We start from the raw sequence: 22152 nt of genomic DNA, 5'->3' as shown, positions 1-22152 counted from the left end.
TTATATGAGCGTAGATACTTAAGTTATTGAACCGCCGTATACGAGAACCGTACGTACGGTGGTGTGAGAGGACGGGAATTAAATTTCCCTCCTACTCGATTCTAAAAGACATTGCCAACACTTTAATGAGGATGCCCGGCTTCATCAATATTGTCATCGGTTTAACAAGATTCATCACCTTTATAAAAGTGTTATAAACCTTTTCATCCTCTGATGATAAAAGAAAGATTTGTTTAGCGTACCATTGCTGAAATTTGAGCCCAATCGGCTTTTTCCCCGAAGTCCCCGAATATCGAAAATCTTCCGTAACGACCATATTCCAAATTACAGAAATAATCTTCGCAATTTTTTTATGAAAAATCGTGATCGTCTTTTGGAGGTTATTACTTTTTTTAAGGAATAACTTTTGCAATGCCATAGCTTCTAACACAGCAATGCTCATTCCCTGACCAAAAACAGGATCAATCCGGCACACGGTATCCCCAATCAATAATAACCCGGCGGGCAAATTCCTTACTTTGTCGAATCGTTTCCAGATAATATGGGGTACACGGAAGACGGACGTTTTGGATATAGGAGTCCCGTCTTTTATTTCGTCATAGATATCTAGTTTTGGCAGCCGCTTTGATAGTTCTATAAAACCATGCTCATTCTCCAAAACTTGTTTTTCGTTAATTTCATATTCGTAGCTCATAATCGTGGAAATATATTGGTCACCTTCCACCTTTGATAGCGACCCACCGATTTTTTCATGGGGTGGATTAGGATAAATTAATTTAATCATCCAATCCCGGCTACGATTCTCTGGGAGTTGAAAAAGCTGAGTAACGTAACTTAAGCCAATTTCGACTTTATGTTGCGGAATATCGACTCCAACTTGTTTTAGCCAGTTAGTGGTGAAACTGCTGGCACCACTTGCATCAACGACTACATCTGCAATAAAGGTTTTAGTGGAATTATTTGCGGTGATTACTTCTACTCCGGTAATCCGATTTTCTTCTATATTATAAAAATAATTTTTGACATTATGATTATAGTAAATCAATACGTTAGGAATAGCCTTAATATATTGTTCAATATGCCATTCGAGATGCGGGCGTGTCTGCAGAGCGGTTGTATACCCTCCATCAAAACGCAGCTTCCAAACTCCATGATGAAACCAGGCGAGATCCTTTGTTGAATTGATTTTCAACGCACCACTTTCGTAAAACTTTTCCGTGATACCTGGAAACAACTCTTCAAGACCATGTGCTCCCGCATGAAGGAGGGCATGCAAATGTTCACCTTGCCGAGCACCTTTACGAGGAACAGGTCGAACAGATTCCTGATCTCGTTCTATCATCACAACCTCTTTAAAAAACTCTGACAACACACGTGCGGCCAGTTTACCTGAAATACCGCCGCCTATAATAATCGCTTTTTCATGACGCTTCATTTACTCACCTGCCACATTTTTTATAAACAATAGCATAATTGGATTAGGGTGACATGTTTTTTGACTTGTTACGATAATTTTATGAAGGTGGATAGGGGTCTAGCAGTAATTCGCTGTTTTCCTTTCCTTAAAAATAATAAAATATAATAAGCGACTTATTGATTTACTTTTTAGAAAGAGAGGGCTTGTGATGCGGATCATTGATTTAACTCATACCATTTCAGAAAAAATGCCTGTTTTTCCGGGCGACGACTCGCCAAAATTGGAAGCTGTCTGTACATACGATGAGCACGGCTTTAAAGGAACATTGTTGACGATGTTTTCCCATACAGGTACACACATGGACGCCCCTTCACATATTTATGCAAATAGAACCTCTCTGGATTCGTTTCCAGTAGATCAATTCATCGGTAAGGGATTGGTAATCGATTGTAGTGATTTAGCTGAGGGTCAGAAAATCACAATGAAATATATTGAACGTGTAAAAGAGAAAGCAGAGCAGGCTGAATTCCTTTTATTTTATACGGGTTGGGACAAGTATTGGGGATCAGACACCTATTTTGGAGAGTATCCAACCATAACCGAGGAAGTTGCTGGCTATTTAATCCGCAGCAACAAGAAGGGTGTGGGATTAGATGTTATGGGCATCGACTCTTTATCTGATGAAAACCTCACCATCCACCGCAAGATTTTTGCTGAAACCGATATCGTGGTTATTGAAAATCTGACTGGATTAGGGGAGATTGGCACGGAGTTATTTACTTTTTGCGCCTTTCCCCTTAAATATGAGAATTCTGATGGTGCGCCAGTTCGGGCCATTGCTATTTTAGATAAATAAATTTTTTTATACGGCAAAAAAGGATCTTCGCGTGAATTTGGCGGACATGAGGGACCTTATTTTTGATTTTTTTCCGTTTTTCTGGTTTAAGCGGACATGAGATCCCTTATTTTTATAAAAACTCACGAATAATGCTCGTTTTTTCACAAATAAGGGATTCTATGTCCGTCTAGCCTATCAAAGCACCACTTTTAGACTAAATAGCGGAACGTATGTCCGCATAGAAAGAATCATGGGGACGGTTCTTGTGCTTCTTCTGATTCACAGGGACGGTTCTTCTGCTACTTTTATAAGTGTAAATAAGATAATATAGTAGGCTTTCAGTAACTAAATGGCGAATACGGGTTTGTGTTTGATGAAAAGCTCGAATTATAAAAAACGTTTACTTATCCACGATTAACTCCTTAAATGGTCAGGAACGAATGTGAGGAATAGATGAAATGATACATATTTTATTTGGCGCAGCAGCTTCGGAAGGTTTTAAAGTCGCTTTAATGGAAAGGGGTCTCGATAAAAAGGAACAAGTTATCTCGTTTTGGGACATCTTCTCGGTTGGCCCCGTATGGCAGCTACATAAAGAGAATGGAGTAGAATTACGGTTTGAATGGATGAAGAATTGCATAAGCGATGGATACGAGTTCCTTGATTATCAACAAAGATATAAAAAGACACTTAATAAAATAAATTCCATTCCCGAAGGAACCCATATCACGATTTGGACATCTGAAAACGCACATGAACAGTCAGGCTTGCGATATGTTATGTTTCTTTTGAAGGAAAAAAATATTGATATTACCGTAATGAGTACGACAAAGGCATTTGAAGAACTGTTTCCAGTAAAAAAAGTCAAGTATACTCCATTAGATACAGGAGAAATTTCACCAGAAAAGCTTCAAATCATATATGAGAAGGGGCAAGGACAGTTCCTTTCAGACCATGATAAAGAACAATTACAGAAAGACTGGCTATCCCTTTCAGAAAATCAAGGGGTGTTAAGAATATGGAGAAATGGAAGGATTCATAGTGTCCCGGAAGATTACTATGATGAATTGATGATAAAAAGGGCAAAAAAGCTTCATGGTAAACAAAATCCAAAGGCCTTTATGAAATCGGCAAGATTAATTGGGGATATGCTGGGGCATGTAAACCAATATATAGGAGATGCATTCCTCGAATATCGACTTAAAAAGCTGATAGAAAAAGGAATTTTTGAGTCCGAAGGAAGCCTCGAAGCAATGCGGTATTATAGTGTGAAATTGCGTTAGTTTGCATCTACTATCTAGTTGTGCCTTAAATGTTTTTCAATGGAAAAAATAATACCTGAAATGCTGCTGATTTTTGTGTGAAAAAGGGTACGCAAGAACCGTCCCCATGATTCCCCCATGATTTTTTATGCATTTATAGGATAAGTTTGGAAATGCTATTTTTATAAATGGTTTTGGAGGTGGATTATGGGAAATTACAGACGGCTTTGGATTAGTTTATCTCTTGTTATTATTATTTCTTTCTCCATTCTGGGATATTATGGTGGGCGGATTTATCAGTCTATGCCTCCGATCCCAAGTAAGATCGTATCGGAGAATGGACAGGTCCTCTTTACAGGGGACGATATTCGAAATGGTCAAAATGTTTGGCAGTCCATGGGTGGTCAGGAGTTGGGAAGCATTTGGGGTCACGGTGCCTACCTTGCTCCGGACTGGAATGCGGATTGGCTCCATCGGGAGTTAACGTTTATTTTGGATAACTGGTCCCACAATGAATTTAAAACCGATTACGAGAAGCTAAACAACGAACAAAAGGCAATGTTAAAAGCAAGGCTCAAAGATGAGATTCGAACAAATACCTATAATTCGGAAACGAAAGAACTGGTCATTTCCAATGATCGGGTCAATGCCCTTAGCTATTTAAGCAATTATTATGGAAGTCTTTTTACGAATGATCCTGCGTTTAAAGAGTTACGGGACGATTATGCCATTCCTGAGAACACGATCAGAACTGCAGAACGAATGAACCAGTTGAATGCGTTCTTTTTCTGGAGTACGTGGGCAACAGCTACCAATCGTCCAAATGATGATGTGACTTATACAAACAATTGGCCGAACGAAGATTTAATTGATAATCATCCAACCGGTGAAATGGTCGTTTGGTCTGTTGTCAGCTTTGTCCTGTTATTAGCAGGGGTTGGAGCACTCGCTTGGTATTATGCTGCTCAGCGCCATAAAGAGTCACATGATGAAGAAAAGTTTCCGGAAAAGGATCCTTTGCTTGCGATTAATCCAACTCCATCGATGAAGGCTACGTTAAAATACTTCTGGGTCGTAGCTGCATTAATTGTTTTCCAGGTCGCCCTGGGTGCAATTGATGCTCATTATGCAGTAGAAGGTTCAGGTTTCTTTGGGATTGCCTTGCAAAAATGGCTCCCATACTCGGTAGCTAGAAGCTGGCACACTCAGCTAGGTGTCCTTTGGATTGCCACTGCATGGCTTGCGACCGGACTATTTATGGCACCTGCAGTATCTGGCTATGAACCTAAATTTCAGCGGGCATTAGTTAATTTCCTATTTGTTTGTCTATTAATCATTGTGGTCGGAGCGATGGCAGGTCAATGGCTTGCGGTGGACCAGCGCTTTACAAATGTGCAAAACTTCTGGTTTGGACACCAGGGGTATGAATATGTAGACATCGGCCGATTCTGGCAATTTTTCTTAACAATTGGTTTATTCTTATGGTTATTTTTAATGGGAAGGGCGATTCTTCCGGCCTTAAAGAAGAACAAAGAGGACCGTCACTTGTTGACAATGTTTTTGCTTGCCTCAACAGCCATCCCGTTATTTTATATCCCAGGGTTATTGTACGGTCAACATACGCACATCGCGATTGCAGAATACTGGCGTTGGTGGGTGGTTCATCTTTGGGTGGAAGGCTTCTTTGAGGTATTTGCGACGGTCATTATTGCTTTCTTATTTACCAGAATGGGCTTGCTTAGAACTTCAACGGCGACCGCAACAGTGCTCTTTTCAACGACAATCTTTTTGTTCGGCGGCATTATTGGAACGTTCCATCATCTATATTTTAGCGGCACCCCAATTGGAGTGTTAGCCTTCGGAGCGGTATTTAGTGGACTTGAAGTAGTGCCTCTCGTGTTAATTGGCTTTGAGGCCTATGAAAATCTGAGCTTGAGTCGAGCAAAACCTTGGATTAAAGCCTATAAATGGCCAATTTACTGTTTTGTGGCTGTAGCTTTCTGGAATTTATTAGGAGCAGGAATCTTTGGGTTCCTAATTAATCCGCCGATTGCACTTTATTATATGCAAGGCTTGAACACAACCCCTGTTCATGGACATACAGCACTATTTGGAGTTTACGGGATTCTTGGAATTGGGCTTATGCTGTTCTGTCTAAAAGGTTTGACCGGAATGAGGAAGTGGAAAACAAAAGCGCTGTCGTTTGCGTTTTGGAGCATCAATATCGGACTTGGCTTGATGGTAATTATAAGCCTATTGCCAATCGGCTTATTGCAAACATGGGCGAGTGTGGAACATGGTATGTGGTATGCCCGCTCTGCAGAATTCCTTCATCAGGATATCATCCTGAACTTAACATGGCTACGCATGATAGGTGATCTAATCTTTGCGGCAGGAATATTAGCACTTGGCTGGTTTGTCCTTGGCTTAAAATTGGGCTGGTCATTAGAGGATGAAACACATAACTTTACGGAAACCAATAGTGTGAAAAAATGAGTGCATGGGGACGGTTCTCCTGCTTCCTTTTGGAAGCAGAAGAACCGTCCTTTTATACTTAAGCTGCATCACACTACTTGCAGCAGATTGATCCAAGGGGACGGTTCTTATGGTTTCTTTTTGAATGAGAGTCAGTCATATCCTAACTTTACAATTTGAATGGATACGTCTTGGGAATCAAATTTTTTAAAAAGGGACTCTTCGTTTGTATTTGGCGGACATCAGGGACCCTATTTTTGAGTTTTTACCCTGTTTTCTACTTTTAGCGGACATAGGATCTCTTATTTTAATAAAAACGAATGAATAAGTCTCCAATATTCACGAATAAGGAATCCTGTGTCCGCTTAGCCTATGAAATGCTCACTTTTTGTCATAATAACGGATCGTATGTCCGTATTTTTATTAAAATGGCCACCAGAACTTCTTGTGATATCAGCCAACCCGGAGTGAAGAAAACCATTTCGCATAATATTTATTATGTTATAAAAAATGCAAGTTTTCTAAGGAATTTACAAGCGATCAAGAAGTTGACGTTTCCTTAAATTAAACCATTAAGATATTGATCCACTAAATAATCTGCAAAAAAAATCAATCCTGTTAGCGTGACGTCTTAATCATCATTTGCTCCATGGGTCTACCGGCAAATAGCCCCTTCATTTGCACTCTTTCCGTCCGTTCTTTCAATCACATAAATACAAGTCAATTTACACCTTTTCTTCCTCCGAAAAATTGTATTGGACTAATCCTCCAAATACAAAGGCAATAATGCCTGTAGAAAGAAATATAATAATTGTCAGCAATGCCTTTGTTGAAAAACTACTCAAGACATGCCCTTTTTTAACAATAAGGTATAAATCATTAGTCGGTTCGGATAGCCAAAGAAGGATACCTGAGAATATAGAAAACGTTAATACCAAAATGGTTACCAGGTAATACCCGGATTTTCCTAATTTTAAAATAAAATAGGATAGTAGACTAATAAATACTATAAATCCGATTATGAAAATGGGTAGGAAATGTTCACTGCCGAGTTTAATCAGTGCAATAAGGTAATTAATTATTAAACCAAAAGCAAATAAAAACACTGGCACCATAGCCAAAAATATAATGATTTTTTCTTTTTTAGGATTTATCCATACAGCAAGTATAAAGCCGGTAAGAGAGATTGCTCCAATAGTCCAATATCCAAACTCTATCCAACCAACCCAAGAGACATACGGGTATGGCAAAGCTCTTTCAAGGACATAATCATAGGAGCTCGATCCGACATGGCTAGTCATCAAAAACCACCCAACAAACAGGAGTACAATTAAGCAAAGTAAGAAAAATGCTATAGCTTTAGTTGTATCTTTGTCTTTCATAATTTACACTTCCCAAGTAATCTTTCTCTTTACATAGTAGAATTATAGAATGCGTTTCAAATAGCTTAAGAACCGGTCATAGGCTTCGTATTGTCCACCTTGAATTTTCAACACAATATTAAAAAACTTCCACACCCGTAAAGGTTTATTATGGAACTCTTTTGCATACTTTTCCCTAGAGATAAAAGTATCGTATTCAAATTATAATGTAAATAAAATATTGAATATTTTGTATTATTCATATTGAAGAATCTTTACATTGAAGTTTACTTAGGTTTTTTAATACATTTAACCGCATGTCTTAACTCTTTAGCTATAAAAAGAGCTTTATAAATTTAAGTTAAAAAGTCAAAAAGGACTGTCCCTGTGCAAAAAAGTAGTAGGCATAGAATGGGAAGAACCATAGAATACCTGATTATGCTATTTATTTTAAAAAAAGTGGCAGGTGTACATATGGAACGTCATGAAAAAGCAATTATAATAGGCGGTGGAGTTTCAGGAAAACTTGCCGCTCGTGTATTGTCAGAGTTTTTTAAAGAGACTATAGGTAGATAAAGTCTCGAATTAGTCTCGAATTTTAATCTTGAAAATTTTCCTAAATTATGAAACTATTAAATGGACAACCTCATAATTCCTCTAGTTCTTCCACACATTTCTTTCCACTTTTATACATATTTAAATCCCGCTAATTAATGATCCTACTATTTCAAATAACCTCCAAATTGAATCTTCACCATTTTCCTACCTTAACACTTTTTTCTGCCATACTGTTCCGACTAATGTTTTTTGAAAAATCAATCTGAAAGGAGTGATAAAACATGTGAGCTAATTATTTGTATTTATAAACTAAAAATCTAGTACAGCAATCTGGTAATAATTAAATTTAAGGAGGATATTAAATGGGTCACGATATTTCAGGATACAATAAAGCAGGAGAAGAAATTGCTTATGCACGTTTTAGCATGGGGAATTATAATGCTACAATACTGTACAATTTACTCGATGCAAATAAATACTATGCAGGTGTTAGTGGATCAGGCGGCAGCTCTACATTCACAATCCAACAAATTGAAAAGGCTTTGATTGGATTTAATCAATTTTTTGAAAATAGAGATTCGCAGTCTGAAAATAAATTTGAAAATTGGGATCAAAAACAAATCATGGATTTTATTCAAAACTGTTTAGCAACAGCACAAAAGGAGGGGTGTGTGAGAGTGTATTTTGGATAATATTTTATAAGACTGCTTGCTGAATTCTTCAGATTTCACTATTTTATTCTTCCAACTACTATAATTGTAATTACAGTCATATGTAACGTTTGTATTCTATATCCTTCTAATCTTATATATTATTGTCCCCCAAAAAAACATCTACAGAAAAGAAACAAACGGATAAACCTTAATAAAACTTAAGATAATTATCACCTAAAGTTAACTTCCTCCATTCCCGAAAAGGATGTGTTGTCATGGCAATTGCGCTTGAGATGTTTGTTCGAGAAAACCCCAATCAGTTTATCCCACACGATCAATTATTTAAACAAATTCTCCAGACGTTTTTCGCAGAGTTTTTGGAAGCTTTTTTTCCAGAGGTCCACAAATCGATTGATTTTTCAGCACTAAAGCCGTTATCAGAGGAGATGTTTACTGATTTGTTGGAGGGAGAGAGTAGGAGAGCCGATTTTATCATTGAAACAAAGTTGAAAAATCAGGATACGATTATTATCATCCACGTAGAGCCCCAAAGTTATATACAGCCTAATTTTCATGAAAGAATGTATCAATATTTCAGTCTCCTTTATAATAGATATAGGAAACCAGTTTTACCCATCGCCATCTTTACCTATGATCAAAAAAGAAATGAAATGAATCAATTCAATGTTACTTTCCCATTTTTTCATGTTTTGACATTTCAGTTCCTGATGCTAGAACTAAAGAAACTGAATTGGCGTGCATATGTGCAAACCAATAATCCTGTTGCTGCGGCTCTACTTAGTAAAATGGGGTACACTGAAAAGGAAAAGGTTCAAGTAAAAAAGGAATTTTTACGGATGTTAGTAAAAATGGAACTAAATCCAGCAAAAGCAGAACTCATAAACGGCTTCTTTGAAACATATTTAATCTTAAATAAACAGGAGGAGGCAAAATTGATGGAAGAAATTAACCAATTGGATAAGCGAGAATCTGAACAAATTTTTAAGTTGCCTAATTCTTGGCGAGAAAAAGGTATAAAAGAAGGGATCAAAGAGGGTATTAAAGAGGGGAGCACACAAGCTAGAAGTGAGGTAGCCCTCGAAATGCTAAAAGAGGGAATGAGTTTAGACACGATTGCAAAGATTACAAAGCTCGATCTTAGTGTAATTGAAGAATTAAAGAAAAGCCTTTAATAAATAAGAAAGACAATAAGGAAAGGCATCATCCAGAAAACGGGGTGATGCCTTTTTACTATTATCCTAATACTGAAAAATGTCATCCCTCATGCCTCACCAAAATTCATTAAAAAAGCAATAAACATGCTTTTTCGTGTTGTCACAGCTATATTTATAATACAATTATGTGATACAAGATTATTCCAGCAGTCACAGTTACAATAGAAGTGACAGGCAGTACAAATTAGTTTACGAAAAAGGGACAAATGATGGGGGATATTATGAAAAAAGTAAACATTTTAAGAAAAATAACCGAATCTGGGGTAGTCGCAATTGTAAGAACGGAATCGAAAGAAGAAGCAATTAAAGTATTTGATGCGCTCATTCATGGGGGAATAGGTACCATTGAATTATCACTCACCACACCGGATGCCATCGAGGCAATAAAGGAACTTACGGACCGTTATGCTAAGAATTCCGATGTCGTCATCGGCGCTGGAACTGTATTGGACTCCGAAACGGCTAGAATATCTATACTAAACGGAGCTAAATATATTGTCAGCCCAAGCTTCGATAAACAAACGGCAAAGCTGTGCAATTTATATCAAGTTCCTTATTTGCCAGGCTGCATGACCGTTACAGAAATGCAAACAGCTCTCCAATATGGCGTTGATATCATTAAACTGTTTCCTGGCAATATGTATAAACCTGAGTTTGTACAAGCTGTTAAAGCACCTCTTCCACAGGTAAATATTATGCCAACTGGCGGTGTAACTATCGACAATTTGGAGCTATGGTTCAAGGCAGGCTGTGTGGTAGTGGGAGTTGGTGGGAATTTAACCTCAGTTGCTCAAAACGGAGACTATGAAAATATTACTGAAAAAGCAAGGAAGTATGTTGAGAGGATTAAAGAAGTAAGATTAGGGATGAATATATCCTAATAAATTCTTGAAAGCTTCGTTGTCAAACATAATCCAACTGTTTCAAAAAAGTAAGGTAGTTGGGTTCATTAAATACGGTTAGGAAATTAAGGCATCCACCAGCAATGGAGGATGTCTTGTTTAGTTTTTTTTCGTACAAATCCTTTACCCTAATAGCCATATCATCATTAAACGATAAGATTAGCAGTGTATCGATTGAGATTTTTAAATTGCGATATTCGTGTGTATTTGGCGGACATGGGGTATCTTATTTTAATAAAAATTAATGAATAATGCTAAAGTTTAGGTAACATTAAACACTTTAAATTAGTTATTCAGGAACAATGAGTTTACTCATTATACTGTTCAATTAAGCGGATTTCCCCATTTTTTAATCACGGAACGAGTGACAGGTACCATCCAGAAAAGTGGATGGTGCCTGTCACCTTTTTTTATCTTTTCAAATAGTTATCTATTTGTACCAACGTCTCTCCAATTGACTCTTGAACGACATAGGTATCATCCAGAAAATCATACCTTGTTTCTCCTATATTAATAATTAACAAAGGGACACCAGCCGCTCGATATTCTGGAAAATGAGAGAACGGTGTGACCTTTAAGCTGCTTCCCAGTACCAACAAACAATCAGCCTGTTCGATTTGCCCGAGAATCGTTTGGAAACCTTCTTCTGTAAACCATTCGCCCGTATCACCGAAAAGAACAACATCCGGTTTAATATAGCGTTCTTGTTTATTGCGAGTATTACACTTGTCGCACACATAGAAATCGGGCATTTTACTCTTACGCAGTACCATTTCGTCTGCGCTATTTTTGGTTTCACAGTTTTGACAGGTGGCCGTTTTCATCGTTCCGTGAAATTCAATCACATGTTCGCTTCCTGCTTTTTGATGAAGCCCATCAATGTTTTGGGTAATGATCGATGTTACGCGGCCTTCTTTTTCCCATTTTGCTAAAATCCTATGTCCATCATTTGGCTCAGCATCAGGGTGATAAAGATGCTCAAAAGCAAATTGAAAAAATTGGTCCGGATGCTGATAAAAATAATCAATAGACAGAATCGTTTGCCTTCATTGCTGGATATACCTCAGGTGGTGTTCCATATGGAGTCACATATGATGATTGGATTGAGATGGAGGAAGAGGGGATCCAGAATAATCCTCATTTGATGGGTAATCTTGATAGGTGGGAAATTGAAGAAATGGAATGTGAGGACGAATGGATAGTTGCCGATGGGATGGATCATGTTGAAGAGAGCTATGAATTATCGGATGAGGAAATAGAAGAATTGATTAAATACATAGATAAAAGTGGTTGATTTATGTGGGAAACTGAAGTCATCCTTCACTAAATTCGTGGATGTTAGGCACTTATAAAAGGATTCAATGCAACGTTCAAGCAAACATGATAAAATTAACAAAATGGTAAAACGTTGAGGAAGGTAATTGCTTCTAAACTTTTAAAGCTGGGACGTATTTATGACAACAAGAGGGCTAGTTCCCTTTTTACATGATTGGAAAACGCAATTATTCTTAAAATTGCTAATCTGTATTATATAATTATTGGTAAATATACCTTCATTGGTAAGGAGTGATTCTCAATGAGTATACCTGAAGGAAGAACGAAATACACTTACGCTGATTACGTTGCATTGGGACAGGATATTTTTTTTGAGATGATTGATGGAAACGTTATTAGCATGTCACCATCTCCAACACCGAAACATCAGGATGTTGTAGATGAACTGACAGCAGAATTTAAGATGTATCTTCGGGGAAAAGAATGTATGGCATTTTCATCGCCTATTGACGTCTGTTTATTTGCCAATAAAGAAACGAATCTAGAAGAAATAAAGGATTGGGTACAGCCTGATTTGGTGGTGGTTTGTGATAAAAATAAAATCGGGGATAAAAATATTACGGGAGCTCCGGACTTGGTGATAGAAGTACTGTCGCCGTCAACAGCAAGAAATGACCGATTGATTAAATTTAATAGCTATGAAAGAGCCGGAGTAAAGGAATATTGGATTGTTGACCCATATAATATGTCTGTTGAAATCTATAGCCTCGTGGGGAATTCTTATACTCAAGCTGCGGTCTTTGGGAAAGATGATTTACTATCTGTAGGTATTTTTAACGATATGCAAATTAATTTGAAAAACATTTTTAAAGAATAGAAGGACAGAAGGTTCTTTGCTCAGAAAATTTCATTTACCATACAAAAAGATGGTTCGGTCTTGTGTAAGCTCAACAGCACCCCATGTGTTGCCATATACATTCCGCACATGTGGAGTGCTGTTCACTACTTGTAAGTAAAGATAAATAAAGATGTAACAGTGAGTAGGGGGCCTTTCCGGAGTGGGGAGGCTCTTATATATTGTCATGAACTATGGAGACTAATAAAACTGACATCTTCGTTGCCAGCGTGGAAAGTAAAATTTTCTATAGTTTTCTAGTGTGTCCTAAAATGGCTTTATATCTAGGTTTTAAGGGGAACAAAAAATCCATTATAAATTTTCCATTAGACGTTTTTTGATTAATTCATAATCGTCCCTAGTAATTCCAGGGGCAAATTCTTCAGGTAATTCCTCTAAGTCTGGAATTGGTCCGCCTTCAGGAGTACCAATTTTCACTTCAAGCGGTTGCCCATTTTCCGGATTTGTTCCTTTCCAAATCATTCCGATATCCCTGTATTCTGTTTCGCTCCATGTGAATAGCACATTGCTTAAGCCTTTTTCTATGAACGGTCTGGCATAATCAAATTTTGAGTTATCAAGATTTGGAACTGGAAGCATTTTCGTCAAGTCTACCCCTGTAGCAATTTCGATTGCTTTCGCATAGGCGAGGATATGTGTTCCTCCACGAACAAGTAAATACCCAATCATGGTTCTAGCGACTGGGTTATCAGTCATCTCATAAACTCTCATTTTATGTGTACGTGCACCAATCTCTAGAAAAAAGTTATGTGTTAAATCTAAAACCAGATTTCCGCTATTAAAAACATTATCACCAGTCCAAGGTCTTCCCATTGAATCACCTGGTATAGCCGTTTGAGCTGTAGAAATAAAATGGTGGGTGTTTCTCGCATCCTTCCCATTTTGAAGTGGAGTGATATCCGGATTCCCTGGAAAAGTATTACCTACCGATAACAAATTAATCGTATTAGAAACAAGTTCTACATGACCAAATTCTTCTGCTGTAATGCTTGCCACTAACTCATAGAATGGTTTAAGCTTTTTTTTATTTCTGAAGTTAAAAGACTGAAACATATAGTTATTTAAGGTAGACATCTCCCCAAACTTGCCACCCAAGAGCTCTTGTACTGCTGCTGCGGCATTCATATCGCCGTGTGCGGGTATAGGAAGTTCAATTGCCAATTTATTTATTCTTTTAAACATTATTTCCCCTCCACTTCCTTTTTGTTAACCAGGAAAAACCCAAATAATTTGCTGGGTACGAATAAAAAAGGGAGTTCCGTTAGATTCGACAACAATGTGGTCTGGCAATACATTTTTCAAGGAGCCACGAACGCTACCTCTTATGGTTTGAACAGTAACTATTTTACCAACAATGGTTGTTAATGTCTGATAAACAAAGGGATCATAAAAGCTTAACAGGTTGTTGTTTGTCATTTAGATCCTCCTATTCTAAAGTCATTCTTATTGAGTATATGTTTCTCGATTTGAAAAAAGACTGAAAAACAACTGTTCAATTTGACTCTTTTTGTTAAATACTATCCTGAAAATAATAAACGGCAATTTCACATTTTTGGCAAAACGAAACTAGACCTAGCAATACCCAATTTTTTAAAATGGACCTAGGCATGACTAATCTAATACTTTTATGTACGAATTTACGCTATTGCTCGCATACACCGAAGTAATTGACAATAAAATTGAAAAGATACAGCAAGGGCTTGTAGAAACTAATCCTCCATACAAAGTAATTTGATAACTATTTAGTATCCCAATTTCTTTATTTCCTTGATTAACAACCATGCCCCTGTCTCCCTTCATGAATATCTTGTTATGAAGGAGTGAAGTTTTCTTATGCCATTGTTTAATAATGACCGATTTAGTAAAGCCGTTAATATACCTAACCCCTTGTATCAATCCTTACAGGGAAGATATTTTGTTGGACAAACGGAACACATTCGTTTCGGCAAAGGGAAAAATGCGTGGGGAGGCTTAGTTAACCCGTTTAAATCCGATGTCAATTTATTTGTTAATGCGTTTACCATCACCAATCATTCCAATCAACTTTTTGAAGCTGAAATTTGGTTTAATCCCATTCCACCTGGAAAGCCAATGATTTCGAAAAATGTGACGCCCGCAAACACAGCATTTTCGCCGCTTCCAAAGCCCGATGTTAAAATCGCATATGCTGAATTTGTTGAAGGATTTCCAAGAAAAGGGGTAATGGCATTTAGGAGGATTGTCCCCCCGCAAAGTACTTTAGCCAGTGATGAAGATGGGAAATTAGGGGTATTTCAATATTAATGGTCTGTGAAACGAGAAATTCAGCCGATAACAAATTTCACGCGATTCAGGTATAAAGCGTGTTGAAAATGGATGTTATGGGACAATTGTGATAGGGAAAACGAGTAGGAGGGGTTTGAAGATTTATATTGAAGGTTAAACTTGATTCTCATACTTAATTGGTGTACGAATACAGTGTTAGGGGGATCAGCTTTTATTTAAGCGATTAAAATACATCTCATGTTTTCCAACTTGTTTGGCTAGATAGTCAACGTCTTGCTTAGAGCTACTAGTATTCACATCAATACGCTTAAGAATGCTCATCGTATTATCGCTTGCAGTCTGAGCAACAATATTTAATGAATCTTCCATTCGATTAAGTTGGTTTGTTACCAATTTGATTTTTCCTTCTAGGTTTTTAAATTTCCCGTTCATCCTTTCTTCCATTTGTTGAATAGCCTTTATAACGCGGTCCATGTTTTCCCCTCCTTTCTCTACTTATTACACTGTTCAATTAACCTGATTACCATTTTTTATGGAAACACCGGAACGAGTGACAGGCATCATACAGAAATTATATTTCACGTATCTACATTGCCTCTGGTATAAACTGTCCACCACAAATACGATCCATTTTGAAGGGGGGATTTCTAGCTAGTAAGTTTCCATCAGGTAAGTGTTCTCCGCTAAAAGCTGTGGCGATCAAGGAGGCAGTTAGTGGGTGTTAGAGTTAGTGCAAGATAAATGATTTTTTGGAGTTTTTAGAAAGGGAATTTGAGAATTTTTGTCCAACAAGGGACTTCGACAAAAACTATTAACGATAGTATGATTATGTTAACAAACAAAAAACTAGGAGATTGTCCCTAGTTTATCTGTATTGATAATATTAAAAGAGATATAATTTTTAGGGCTCATTGTTTTGAATGAATGTCTCTCCATTCACTTGCTAATACTCCATAAACGGTATGTTCAAAATATTGGTCATAAAGCCATTCAGCCTGCCTGATCGTTCCTTCATTTACAAAGCCTAGTCTTTCTGGGACATTCCTGCTGCTTTTATTCTCGACGGCAGCGCGAATTTCTACTTTATTTAAGTTGAGATGATGAAAAGCATAGTTGGTCAACGCTTTAGCAACTTTGGTCATAATCCCGTTTCCTTGATATTCTTCTCCAAGCCAATACCCAATATAGGCCGTCTTGTTGGACCAATTTATACTATTGAAGCCTGCGACTCCAACAATTTCTTCATTGAATAAAATAACAGTATTTAAACTTTTATTTTCAGCATATCCCTTTAAACATCCTCGGATAAAATCTTTTGTATCCTCGACATTATTGGTGATGTCAAGCCATGGCAGCCATTCTCTTAAATAAATTCTCGATTTGTCTGTAAGTTCAAAAACTCTTTCAGCATCATTTAACTCAATTAATTTTAAGGAAACTTTTTCATCAATCTTATGTATGAACATAATCCTTCCCCCAAAAATTTAATTGGTTTAATTTTACTATAAATGTCTGATGTTTTTTTAAAAAAATAAAAATAGTGGTTTTTAAGTTAGAGCCTTGCTTTAAAGAAATGAAATACCAATAAAGGTATTTAAGATTTTTGTATTGAATATATATTATGGAAAAATTTACCCAAGAGACCTGGAGGGACCGTGAAATAAATGACTAGTTTCATAACCGTATCTGGTTTGTATAAATCGTTTGGTCAACAAAAAGTATTAGAAAATGTTAACTTTAAGGTGGAAAAAGGGGAAATAGTAGGGTTATTGGGCCCAAATGGGTCAGGGAAAACGACCTTTATACGTATTTTGAACGGAGTGATTAAACCGGAAAATGGGTCGATTTCATTAAACGGAATGGACCCAGCCACAGAGGGAGATGCAATTAGAAAAATATCTGGAATCGTGACGGAAAGTGCGGGACTGTATCACCAGATGAGTGGAATAGAGAACTTGGAATTATTCTCTGAATTATATGGGGTACCAGATAGGAAGAGAGTGACAGAGCTATTTGACCTTTTTGATTTGACAGAACATCGCGATAAACCAGTGGGAAAGTATAGTACCGGAATGAAAAAACGGTTGGCATTGGCTAAAGCGCTGTTACATAAACCCGACATTCTGTTTTTGGATGAACCGACAAATGGATTGGATCCTGATGGAATTCAGATGGTCTTATCCTATTTGAAAAAATATAATCAGGAAACAGGGACCACGATGATTATTTGTTCACATGTCCTCCATCAATTGGAGACAATCTGTGATTCTTTTGCTTTTATCGACAATGGAACGATAGCGGAACAAGGAACTTTAACGGAGTTAGAGGAAAAATATGTTCAAAATGTCACCGTGAAAGTGAATACGACATTTAAGCCACAAGATAACCATTTCTCTGGGTTTCCTTGCAGAGTAATAGAAGAATCCATGGTGGTTTTCGATCTGCCTTCAAAAAATGATATCCCCAATTTGCTAAATAGCTTGCTAAAGACGGATCCTGTTTATTCGGTTACGATCATGAACAATGATTTACAATCGATTTATTTCAAGGTAAGGGGGTATAAATAATGGATACCTATATTAGCAAAGCTCTGATTAAAAAAGATCTAAAGGATATTTTTAGAAGTAAAACATTACTGGTAACCATGATTATCATCCCGATTCTGTTTTCCGTTATTTTCCCTTCAATTTTGGTGGGAGGTGCTCTTTTTTTTGATGCCGAAAAAATTGCCGGAAATGATGTACAGAAACTAATAGATTCTTTTCTTAAGAGTACTACGGGTGATAAGTTTTCTTCTTATACAATGGAGCAGCAAATTATCTATATGTTCATAAATTATATGCTACCAAACTTATTTTTACTGGTTCCGATCATTACAGCCATGTCAGTGGCAGCAAACAGCTTTGTTGGAGAAAAGGAAAACCGGACACTTGAAAGCTTATTGTTTTCACCCATTTCTATTAAAAAGCTATTTTTAAGCAAGACAATCGCATCATTCTTACCGCCATTTTGTGTATCTGTCATCAGTTTTGTACTGTGTGGAGTCATTATTAATTCTTTGGGGTATCAATTGTTTGGCGAGCTAATCTTCCCATCGGTTAACTGGGTGGCGTTAATCACTTGTCTTTCCCCAATGGTGATCTTGCTTACGGTGTTGCTGAATATCCTCATATCTTCAAGGGTGAAGACGTACCAGGAAGCCCAGAACTTTGGAGGCATTATCCTTTTACCTGTAATTGCACTGTTGATTGGACAGGTTAGTGGACTATTTTTACTGGGAGTTCAGTTAATCATCCTAATATCAGTAGGATTATTAATGGTGAATCTGGTATTATGGAGCGTCATTTCAAAAAATAATGACCGATACTTATTGTTTGAAAAGCAGATTCACTAGACTAGAATAAATCTGAGGGTTTAACTATTCATCTTTGCTTTCAACAGTTGGGTCTAAAAACTAGGTGATTTTAGTGCTAATATTTTACTAATAGAATCAGTCTTATATTGTAATTTGATTAAAAAAAGAAACTGAAAGCCCGTGGTGGACTTTCAGTTTTTCTTTTTCAATCGCAATAAATTAAAATTTAGCATATTTTCTAAGTCTTACTTGTAAACCAAATTTGTCAAAAGGTGCACTCTTTATGATGATGATTAAGCCCAATTTTTAAGTTTAGAGGTTTTACCGATTCCTGGGTTGAAGCTGTTGGTTGGGTCGCCTTTTTTGTAGTGATCAACCAGTGATGGAGCGGCTTCATAGAGATGTCCAACATTATGCTCCGCTGGATAAATCGCACCGCGCGCATCTAGAAGCTTCAGCATTTGTTCCTTCAAGGCATGCGCATCGACTCCTTTTTTCACAATGTAGTCCTGATGCAGCACGTGGCAAAGGAAATGTCCGTAGTAAAGCTTATGCTCAATCTGGCTGGAGATTTCCTCAGGCAACTCTTCAAACCAGTCCATATCATTTCGTCTCAAGGCGATATCAAGTGCCAAAATATCATCGACTTCGTCTTGATGCACCTCCTGGAACCGAATCGCAGCGCCAGCCGCCACAAACCGATGCAAGAACGCATCCGCTCCTTCTTTTGGTGTGCAAACAAAGAAATCACCCTCAGCTTCTTTAAAAAGTTCTGTCAGATAAGCCTCCGCCTCAGCGCTACCATCGCCTGACATTTTGAGCATCAAATGGTGCTCATATTTATCGCGAAATTCTTCCATTCTTTTTGGCAAATGGTTCGGGAAAAGATAGCTGAGTTTTTGCAAGATACGGTCAGGAAGATAAGGCTTAAAAATTTTCATTTTGTCCAAAATCCGCTCTGCATTCGCTTTCAAGGCAAAAAGATAAGGCAAACTGTCAGTTCCAAGTTTATTGATGACAATAAATGAATCTTTGCCGTATTTTTTGGCAATATCGTAAATCTCACGGTGCATGTATTCGCCAGCGACAGGGAGGTTTTCGAACTCCGATAGTGCTTTTCTCCGAATCATTTCTAGCACACGCGGGGTATTGGTTCCGATATAGAAAACCTTTTCGTTTTGTTCTTTCGGAAACGTATCGAGCCGCACGGCAAACACGGCAATTTTGCCAGCTGAACCTGATGCTTCATAGAGCTGATTAGGGTCGGCATTGTATCTAGCTGGGCTATCTGCATCAATGTTACGGACACGCGTTTGATACGTAGGATCGTGCCCGTGTTTTGGAGATTGTGGGACAGCATTCGGATCGAAATTTCCAGCATCAAGATTGGCAATGATTTCTTCAGGTGTATCGCCTAAGTCGATTCCAAGGTGATTCACCAGTTGCAACTCACCATTTTCATCGACTCTTGCAAATAGTGACAACTCCGTATAAGCAGGGCCGCGTTTGACGAGCGAGCCCCCCGAGTTATTACAAATCCCGCCGATGGCCGACGCACCGAGACAAGACGAACCAATCACAGAATGTGGCTCTCGTCCAAGCGGCTTCAACGCTTTTTCAAGTGTATAGAGCGTTGTGCCCGGAAAGGCCAAAACTTGAGTGCCTTGGTTGATTAACTGAAGGTTGTCCATCCGTGTGGTTGACACAATGATGACCTCACGATCATAGCCGCCTGCAGGAGTGGATCCTTCTGTCAAACTTGTATTTGCCGCTTGCATAATGATGATTTTGTCAAATTTGACAGCCGTTTTTAGAATTTGCCAGAGCTCTGTCAAATTACCTGGCTTAACAACAGCTAGTGCATCCCCGCGTCCTGAGCGATAGCCTTTGCGGTAACGTAAGGTCTTTGAGGGATTGGTAATGATATATTTTCGATCTAAAATCTCTTCAAGTGCAGTTATAAATGGATTTTCCATTCTCCTGGCCTCCTAAATATGAAAAGAATTCCTTGTAAAAGGATTCATGATGATTTTGTGAGCGATTACATTTTTCGTGATTCACATACTTTGTGAAACTTTTGCTACAATCTTATTACTCTACTAATATAATAAATCTAAATTAACAACATATCAATGGTAAAAACATAATTAATCTAATATAACGATCGGTTGCTTAAGCGGCAGAGCATAAATCGTATTATATAGCAGTTGGGATTCCAGTCGAGTAAGAAGTAATTTGTCGTGTCTTTGGAGGCTAAAGGTAAATTTCATTTATAAAAAGGAATTAGGGGAGTTTTATAAAAAGAAACCCATGATGTTTTTTTTATATAATTGTTTTTCTATGAGGTCATTAACCGGATGATAGTAAAGAGAGCGGTTACCGAATGATAGAGTACTATATTGACGGTTCAACGAAGGGCCAAAGAATAGGGGGAGGGATTGTTAAAGTGAATGAATAAGGATTTATCGAAAAATATCATTTTGATGTAGAGCTTATCAATCCGTTTTAAATATTGCCGAAGCTTATTCTCTTGAAAAGGCTTTGAAAATGATTAAGCAATTTGACCTACATATAAATGAAATTCTTGATATTTATACTGATTGTCAAAAACTGTATCAATTATTTCTTTACCAAGAAAAAACCGAATTCACTAGCAGTCAGTATTTCGGTGAAATTCATGAATGAGCTCAGATATAGATGTGAGTATTGTGGTGACAATAATGGCAGCAGTGGAGTTGGACATTTAGATAAATCTATCACTATATTCGTCGCCGATTCCCTTCCACTCATTCCAATATTTTTAATAGAAAAACCGATAGCTAACCCGAATTTTTTCCTCTCGTTTTAAAAAAAATCTCACCAATACGAAAAAAACAATCATATAGCCGATTATCGTCTACCGGGAATGTCCTAATTTCTTATTTTGAAACTACAGGACAAAACCCGGGGGAATGAACAATACATGCAAAGGGCAAATATCTGCGGGCCAAGTATAAGGAAAGCAAGACAAGTCGCTAAAATGCACCAAATTGAATTAGCGGCAGCGCTTGAAGTTGATTATAACGTACAGATTTCCCAGTCTGATATTTCGGAGATTGAGCGAGGGGTTAAAGGAGTTAAGGATTGAAACAAGATGGAGGCTTCGGGATATGCTGCTTGAATGAGTTCCGCACATATTCTTGTTTGTTCATTCAACTAAATGCACTGACTTCACTCCATGCAAGCGCAGGACTATTCCTACGACGAGTTTTTCCAGGTCTTAAAGAAACTGCTTAGGATGTTGACAGGTCAAGAGGGAGTCGCGGTTTTTAACAAAGCCTAGGTAGAAGACTTATTGGAAGAGTTAAATCAATTTCCCATTTTCGATTGATTTGGGGAATGGTCAATTTCTAATGATTTTACGTTCCTAATTATTTCTTTTGGTAACATATAGTGGTTAGTCTATTAAATGCAACAGAATGTCTACCATCTTCAGAACTAGACGAAATCATATGAAAGGAAATTTAACATAAAGTAACTAGGGATGTTTTTAACCATTCTTATGTCGCTTTATTTATAGTGTTAGACTTTTTAGGTTAAGACATTGAATAATTCAGGATGCCAGGATCATTCAATTATTTGTTATTATGTTTATTAAATT

At 37.5% G+C, this 22152-nt stretch carries 21 protein-coding genes; 13 read left to right on the top strand and 8 right to left on the bottom strand.

All coding sequences use genetic code 11. The features are described 5' to 3' along the window. Positions 1–91 precede the first annotated feature (91 nt). Positions 92–1435, bottom strand: coding sequence for an NAD(P)/FAD-dependent oxidoreductase (locus ACI48O_RS20695; protein WP_435563727.1), 1344 nt, complete (start codon positions 1433–1435; stop codon positions 92–94). 190 nt (positions 1436–1625) lie between these two features. Here ACI48O_RS20695 and ACI48O_RS20690 point away from each other — a divergent pair, with 190 nt between their 5' ends. The 3 genes from ACI48O_RS20690 (at position 1626) to ACI48O_RS20680 (ending at position 6013) form a co-directional block, all read left to right on the top strand. Next, positions 1626–2273, top strand: a complete 648-nt coding sequence (locus ACI48O_RS20690) for a cyclase family protein (RefSeq protein ID WP_435563726.1) — start codon at positions 1626–1628, stop codon at positions 2271–2273. Positions 2274–2713: 440 nt separating this feature from the next. Further along, positions 2714–3538 carry a DUF1835 domain-containing protein gene (locus tag ACI48O_RS20685; protein WP_435563725.1) on the top strand — a complete coding sequence of 275 codons (825 nt, stop codon included), beginning with the start codon at positions 2714–2716 and terminating at the stop codon, positions 3536–3538. Positions 3539–3724: 186 nt separating this feature from the next. Next, positions 3725–6013 (top strand): nitric-oxide reductase large subunit, encoded by a 2289-nt coding sequence (locus ACI48O_RS20680; RefSeq protein WP_435563724.1) that lies wholly within the window; start codon positions 3725–3727, stop codon positions 6011–6013. 704 nt (positions 6014–6717) lie between these two features. Here the strand turns inward: ACI48O_RS20680 and ACI48O_RS20675 are convergent. Continuing rightward, positions 6718–7374 (bottom strand): hypothetical protein, encoded by a 657-nt coding sequence (locus ACI48O_RS20675; protein WP_435563723.1) that lies wholly within the window; start codon positions 7372–7374, stop codon positions 6718–6720. A gap of 390 nt (positions 7375–7764) precedes the next feature. Here ACI48O_RS20675 and ACI48O_RS20670 point away from each other — a divergent pair, with 390 nt between their 5' ends. The 4 genes from ACI48O_RS20670 (at position 7765) to ACI48O_RS20655 (ending at position 10680) form a co-directional block, all read left to right on the top strand. Then, entirely contained in the window at positions 7765–7929 is a 165-nt protein-coding gene (locus tag ACI48O_RS20670) for a hypothetical protein (RefSeq protein WP_435563722.1), read from the top strand. A gap of 344 nt (positions 7930–8273) precedes the next feature. Next, a complete protein-coding gene (locus ACI48O_RS20665; protein WP_435563721.1) occupies positions 8274–8603 on the top strand; it encodes a hypothetical protein in 330 nt (109 codons plus the stop codon). Positions 8604–8839: 236 nt separating this feature from the next. Beyond that, positions 8840–9757, top strand: coding sequence for an Rpn family recombination-promoting nuclease/putative transposase (locus ACI48O_RS20660; RefSeq protein ID WP_435563720.1), 918 nt, complete (start codon positions 8840–8842; stop codon positions 9755–9757). A gap of 263 nt (positions 9758–10020) precedes the next feature. Next, positions 10021–10680 carry a bifunctional 2-keto-4-hydroxyglutarate aldolase/2-keto-3-deoxy-6-phosphogluconate aldolase gene (locus ACI48O_RS20655; RefSeq protein ID WP_435563719.1) on the top strand — a complete coding sequence of 220 codons (660 nt, stop codon included), beginning with the start codon at positions 10021–10023 and terminating at the stop codon, positions 10678–10680. A gap of 431 nt (positions 10681–11111) precedes the next feature. Here the strand turns inward: ACI48O_RS20655 and ACI48O_RS20650 are convergent, their stop codons facing one another. Further along, entirely contained in the window at positions 11112–11729 is a 618-nt protein-coding gene (locus tag ACI48O_RS20650) for an SIR2 family NAD-dependent protein deacylase (protein WP_435563729.1), read from the bottom strand. Positions 11730–11809: 80 nt separating this feature from the next. Here ACI48O_RS20650 and ACI48O_RS20645 point away from each other — a divergent pair, with 80 nt between their 5' ends. Together ACI48O_RS20645 and ACI48O_RS20640 are read left to right on the top strand one after the other, a co-directional pair. Beyond that, positions 11810–11995 (top strand): hypothetical protein, encoded by a 186-nt coding sequence (locus ACI48O_RS20645; RefSeq protein WP_435563718.1) that lies wholly within the window; start codon positions 11810–11812, stop codon positions 11993–11995. 282 nt (positions 11996–12277) lie between these two features. After that, on the top strand, positions 12278–12853 hold the full coding sequence (locus tag ACI48O_RS20640) for a Uma2 family endonuclease (protein ID WP_435563717.1): 576 nt from the start codon (positions 12278–12280) through the stop codon (positions 12851–12853). Positions 12854–13183: 330 nt separating this feature from the next. Here the strand turns inward: ACI48O_RS20640 and ACI48O_RS20635 are convergent, their stop codons facing one another. Further along, complete coding sequence (locus tag ACI48O_RS20635) at positions 13184–14074, bottom strand: manganese catalase family protein (protein WP_133371856.1); 891 nt, start codon at positions 14072–14074, stop codon at positions 13184–13186. A gap of 24 nt (positions 14075–14098) precedes the next feature. After that, positions 14099–14308, bottom strand: a complete 210-nt coding sequence (locus ACI48O_RS20630; protein WP_435563716.1) for a YuzF family protein — start codon at positions 14306–14308, stop codon at positions 14099–14101. 417 nt (positions 14309–14725) lie between these two features. Here ACI48O_RS20630 and ACI48O_RS20625 point away from each other — a divergent pair, with 417 nt between their 5' ends. Continuing rightward, positions 14726–15175 carry a DUF6143 family protein gene (locus tag ACI48O_RS20625; RefSeq protein WP_435563715.1) on the top strand — a complete coding sequence of 150 codons (450 nt, stop codon included), beginning with the start codon at positions 14726–14728 and terminating at the stop codon, positions 15173–15175. Positions 15176–15361: 186 nt separating this feature from the next. On the opposite strand, the gene ACI48O_RS20620 is transcribed toward ACI48O_RS20625, so the two are convergent. Next, a complete protein-coding gene (locus ACI48O_RS20620; RefSeq protein ID WP_435563714.1) occupies positions 15362–15631 on the bottom strand; it encodes a hypothetical protein in 270 nt (89 codons plus the stop codon). Positions 15632–16065: 434 nt separating this feature from the next. Continuing rightward, positions 16066–16623, bottom strand: coding sequence for a GNAT family N-acetyltransferase (locus tag ACI48O_RS20615; RefSeq protein WP_435563713.1), 558 nt, complete (start codon positions 16621–16623; stop codon positions 16066–16068). Positions 16624–16821: 198 nt separating this feature from the next. On the opposite strand from ACI48O_RS20615, the gene ACI48O_RS20610 reads away from it, so the two are divergent. Beyond that, on the top strand, positions 16822–17724 hold the full coding sequence (locus ACI48O_RS20610; RefSeq protein ID WP_435563712.1) for an ABC transporter ATP-binding protein: 903 nt from the start codon (positions 16822–16824) through the stop codon (positions 17722–17724). Then, the gene (locus ACI48O_RS20605; protein ID WP_435563711.1) at positions 17724–18551 is read left to right on the top strand and encodes an ABC transporter permease subunit; all 828 of its coding nucleotides are present in this window, start codon (positions 17724–17726) and stop codon (positions 18549–18551) included. Before ACI48O_RS20610 ends, ACI48O_RS20605 begins: the two co-directional genes overlap by 1 nt. 254 nt (positions 18552–18805) lie before the next feature. On the opposite strand, the gene dld is transcribed toward ACI48O_RS20605, so the two are convergent. Further along, the gene (gene dld / locus ACI48O_RS20600) at positions 18806–20488 is read right to left on the bottom strand and encodes a D-lactate dehydrogenase (RefSeq protein WP_435563710.1); all 1683 of its coding nucleotides are present in this window, start codon (positions 20486–20488) and stop codon (positions 18806–18808) included. Positions 20489–21474: 986 nt separating this feature from the next. Here dld and ACI48O_RS20595 point away from each other — a divergent pair. Then, positions 21475–21639 carry a helix-turn-helix domain-containing protein gene (locus ACI48O_RS20595; RefSeq protein ID WP_435563709.1) on the top strand — a complete coding sequence of 55 codons (165 nt, stop codon included), beginning with the start codon at positions 21475–21477 and terminating at the stop codon, positions 21637–21639. The last annotated feature ends 513 nt before the right edge of the window (positions 21640–22152 follow it).

It is taken from the genome of Neobacillus terrisolis, from assembly GCF_051233475.1.
Classification (GTDB): domain Bacteria; phylum Bacillota; class Bacilli; order Bacillales; family Cytobacillaceae; genus Bacillus_BU.
The sequence above is the reverse complement of the archived record's forward strand: the minus strand, read 5'-3'. Positions and strand labels throughout refer to the sequence as shown.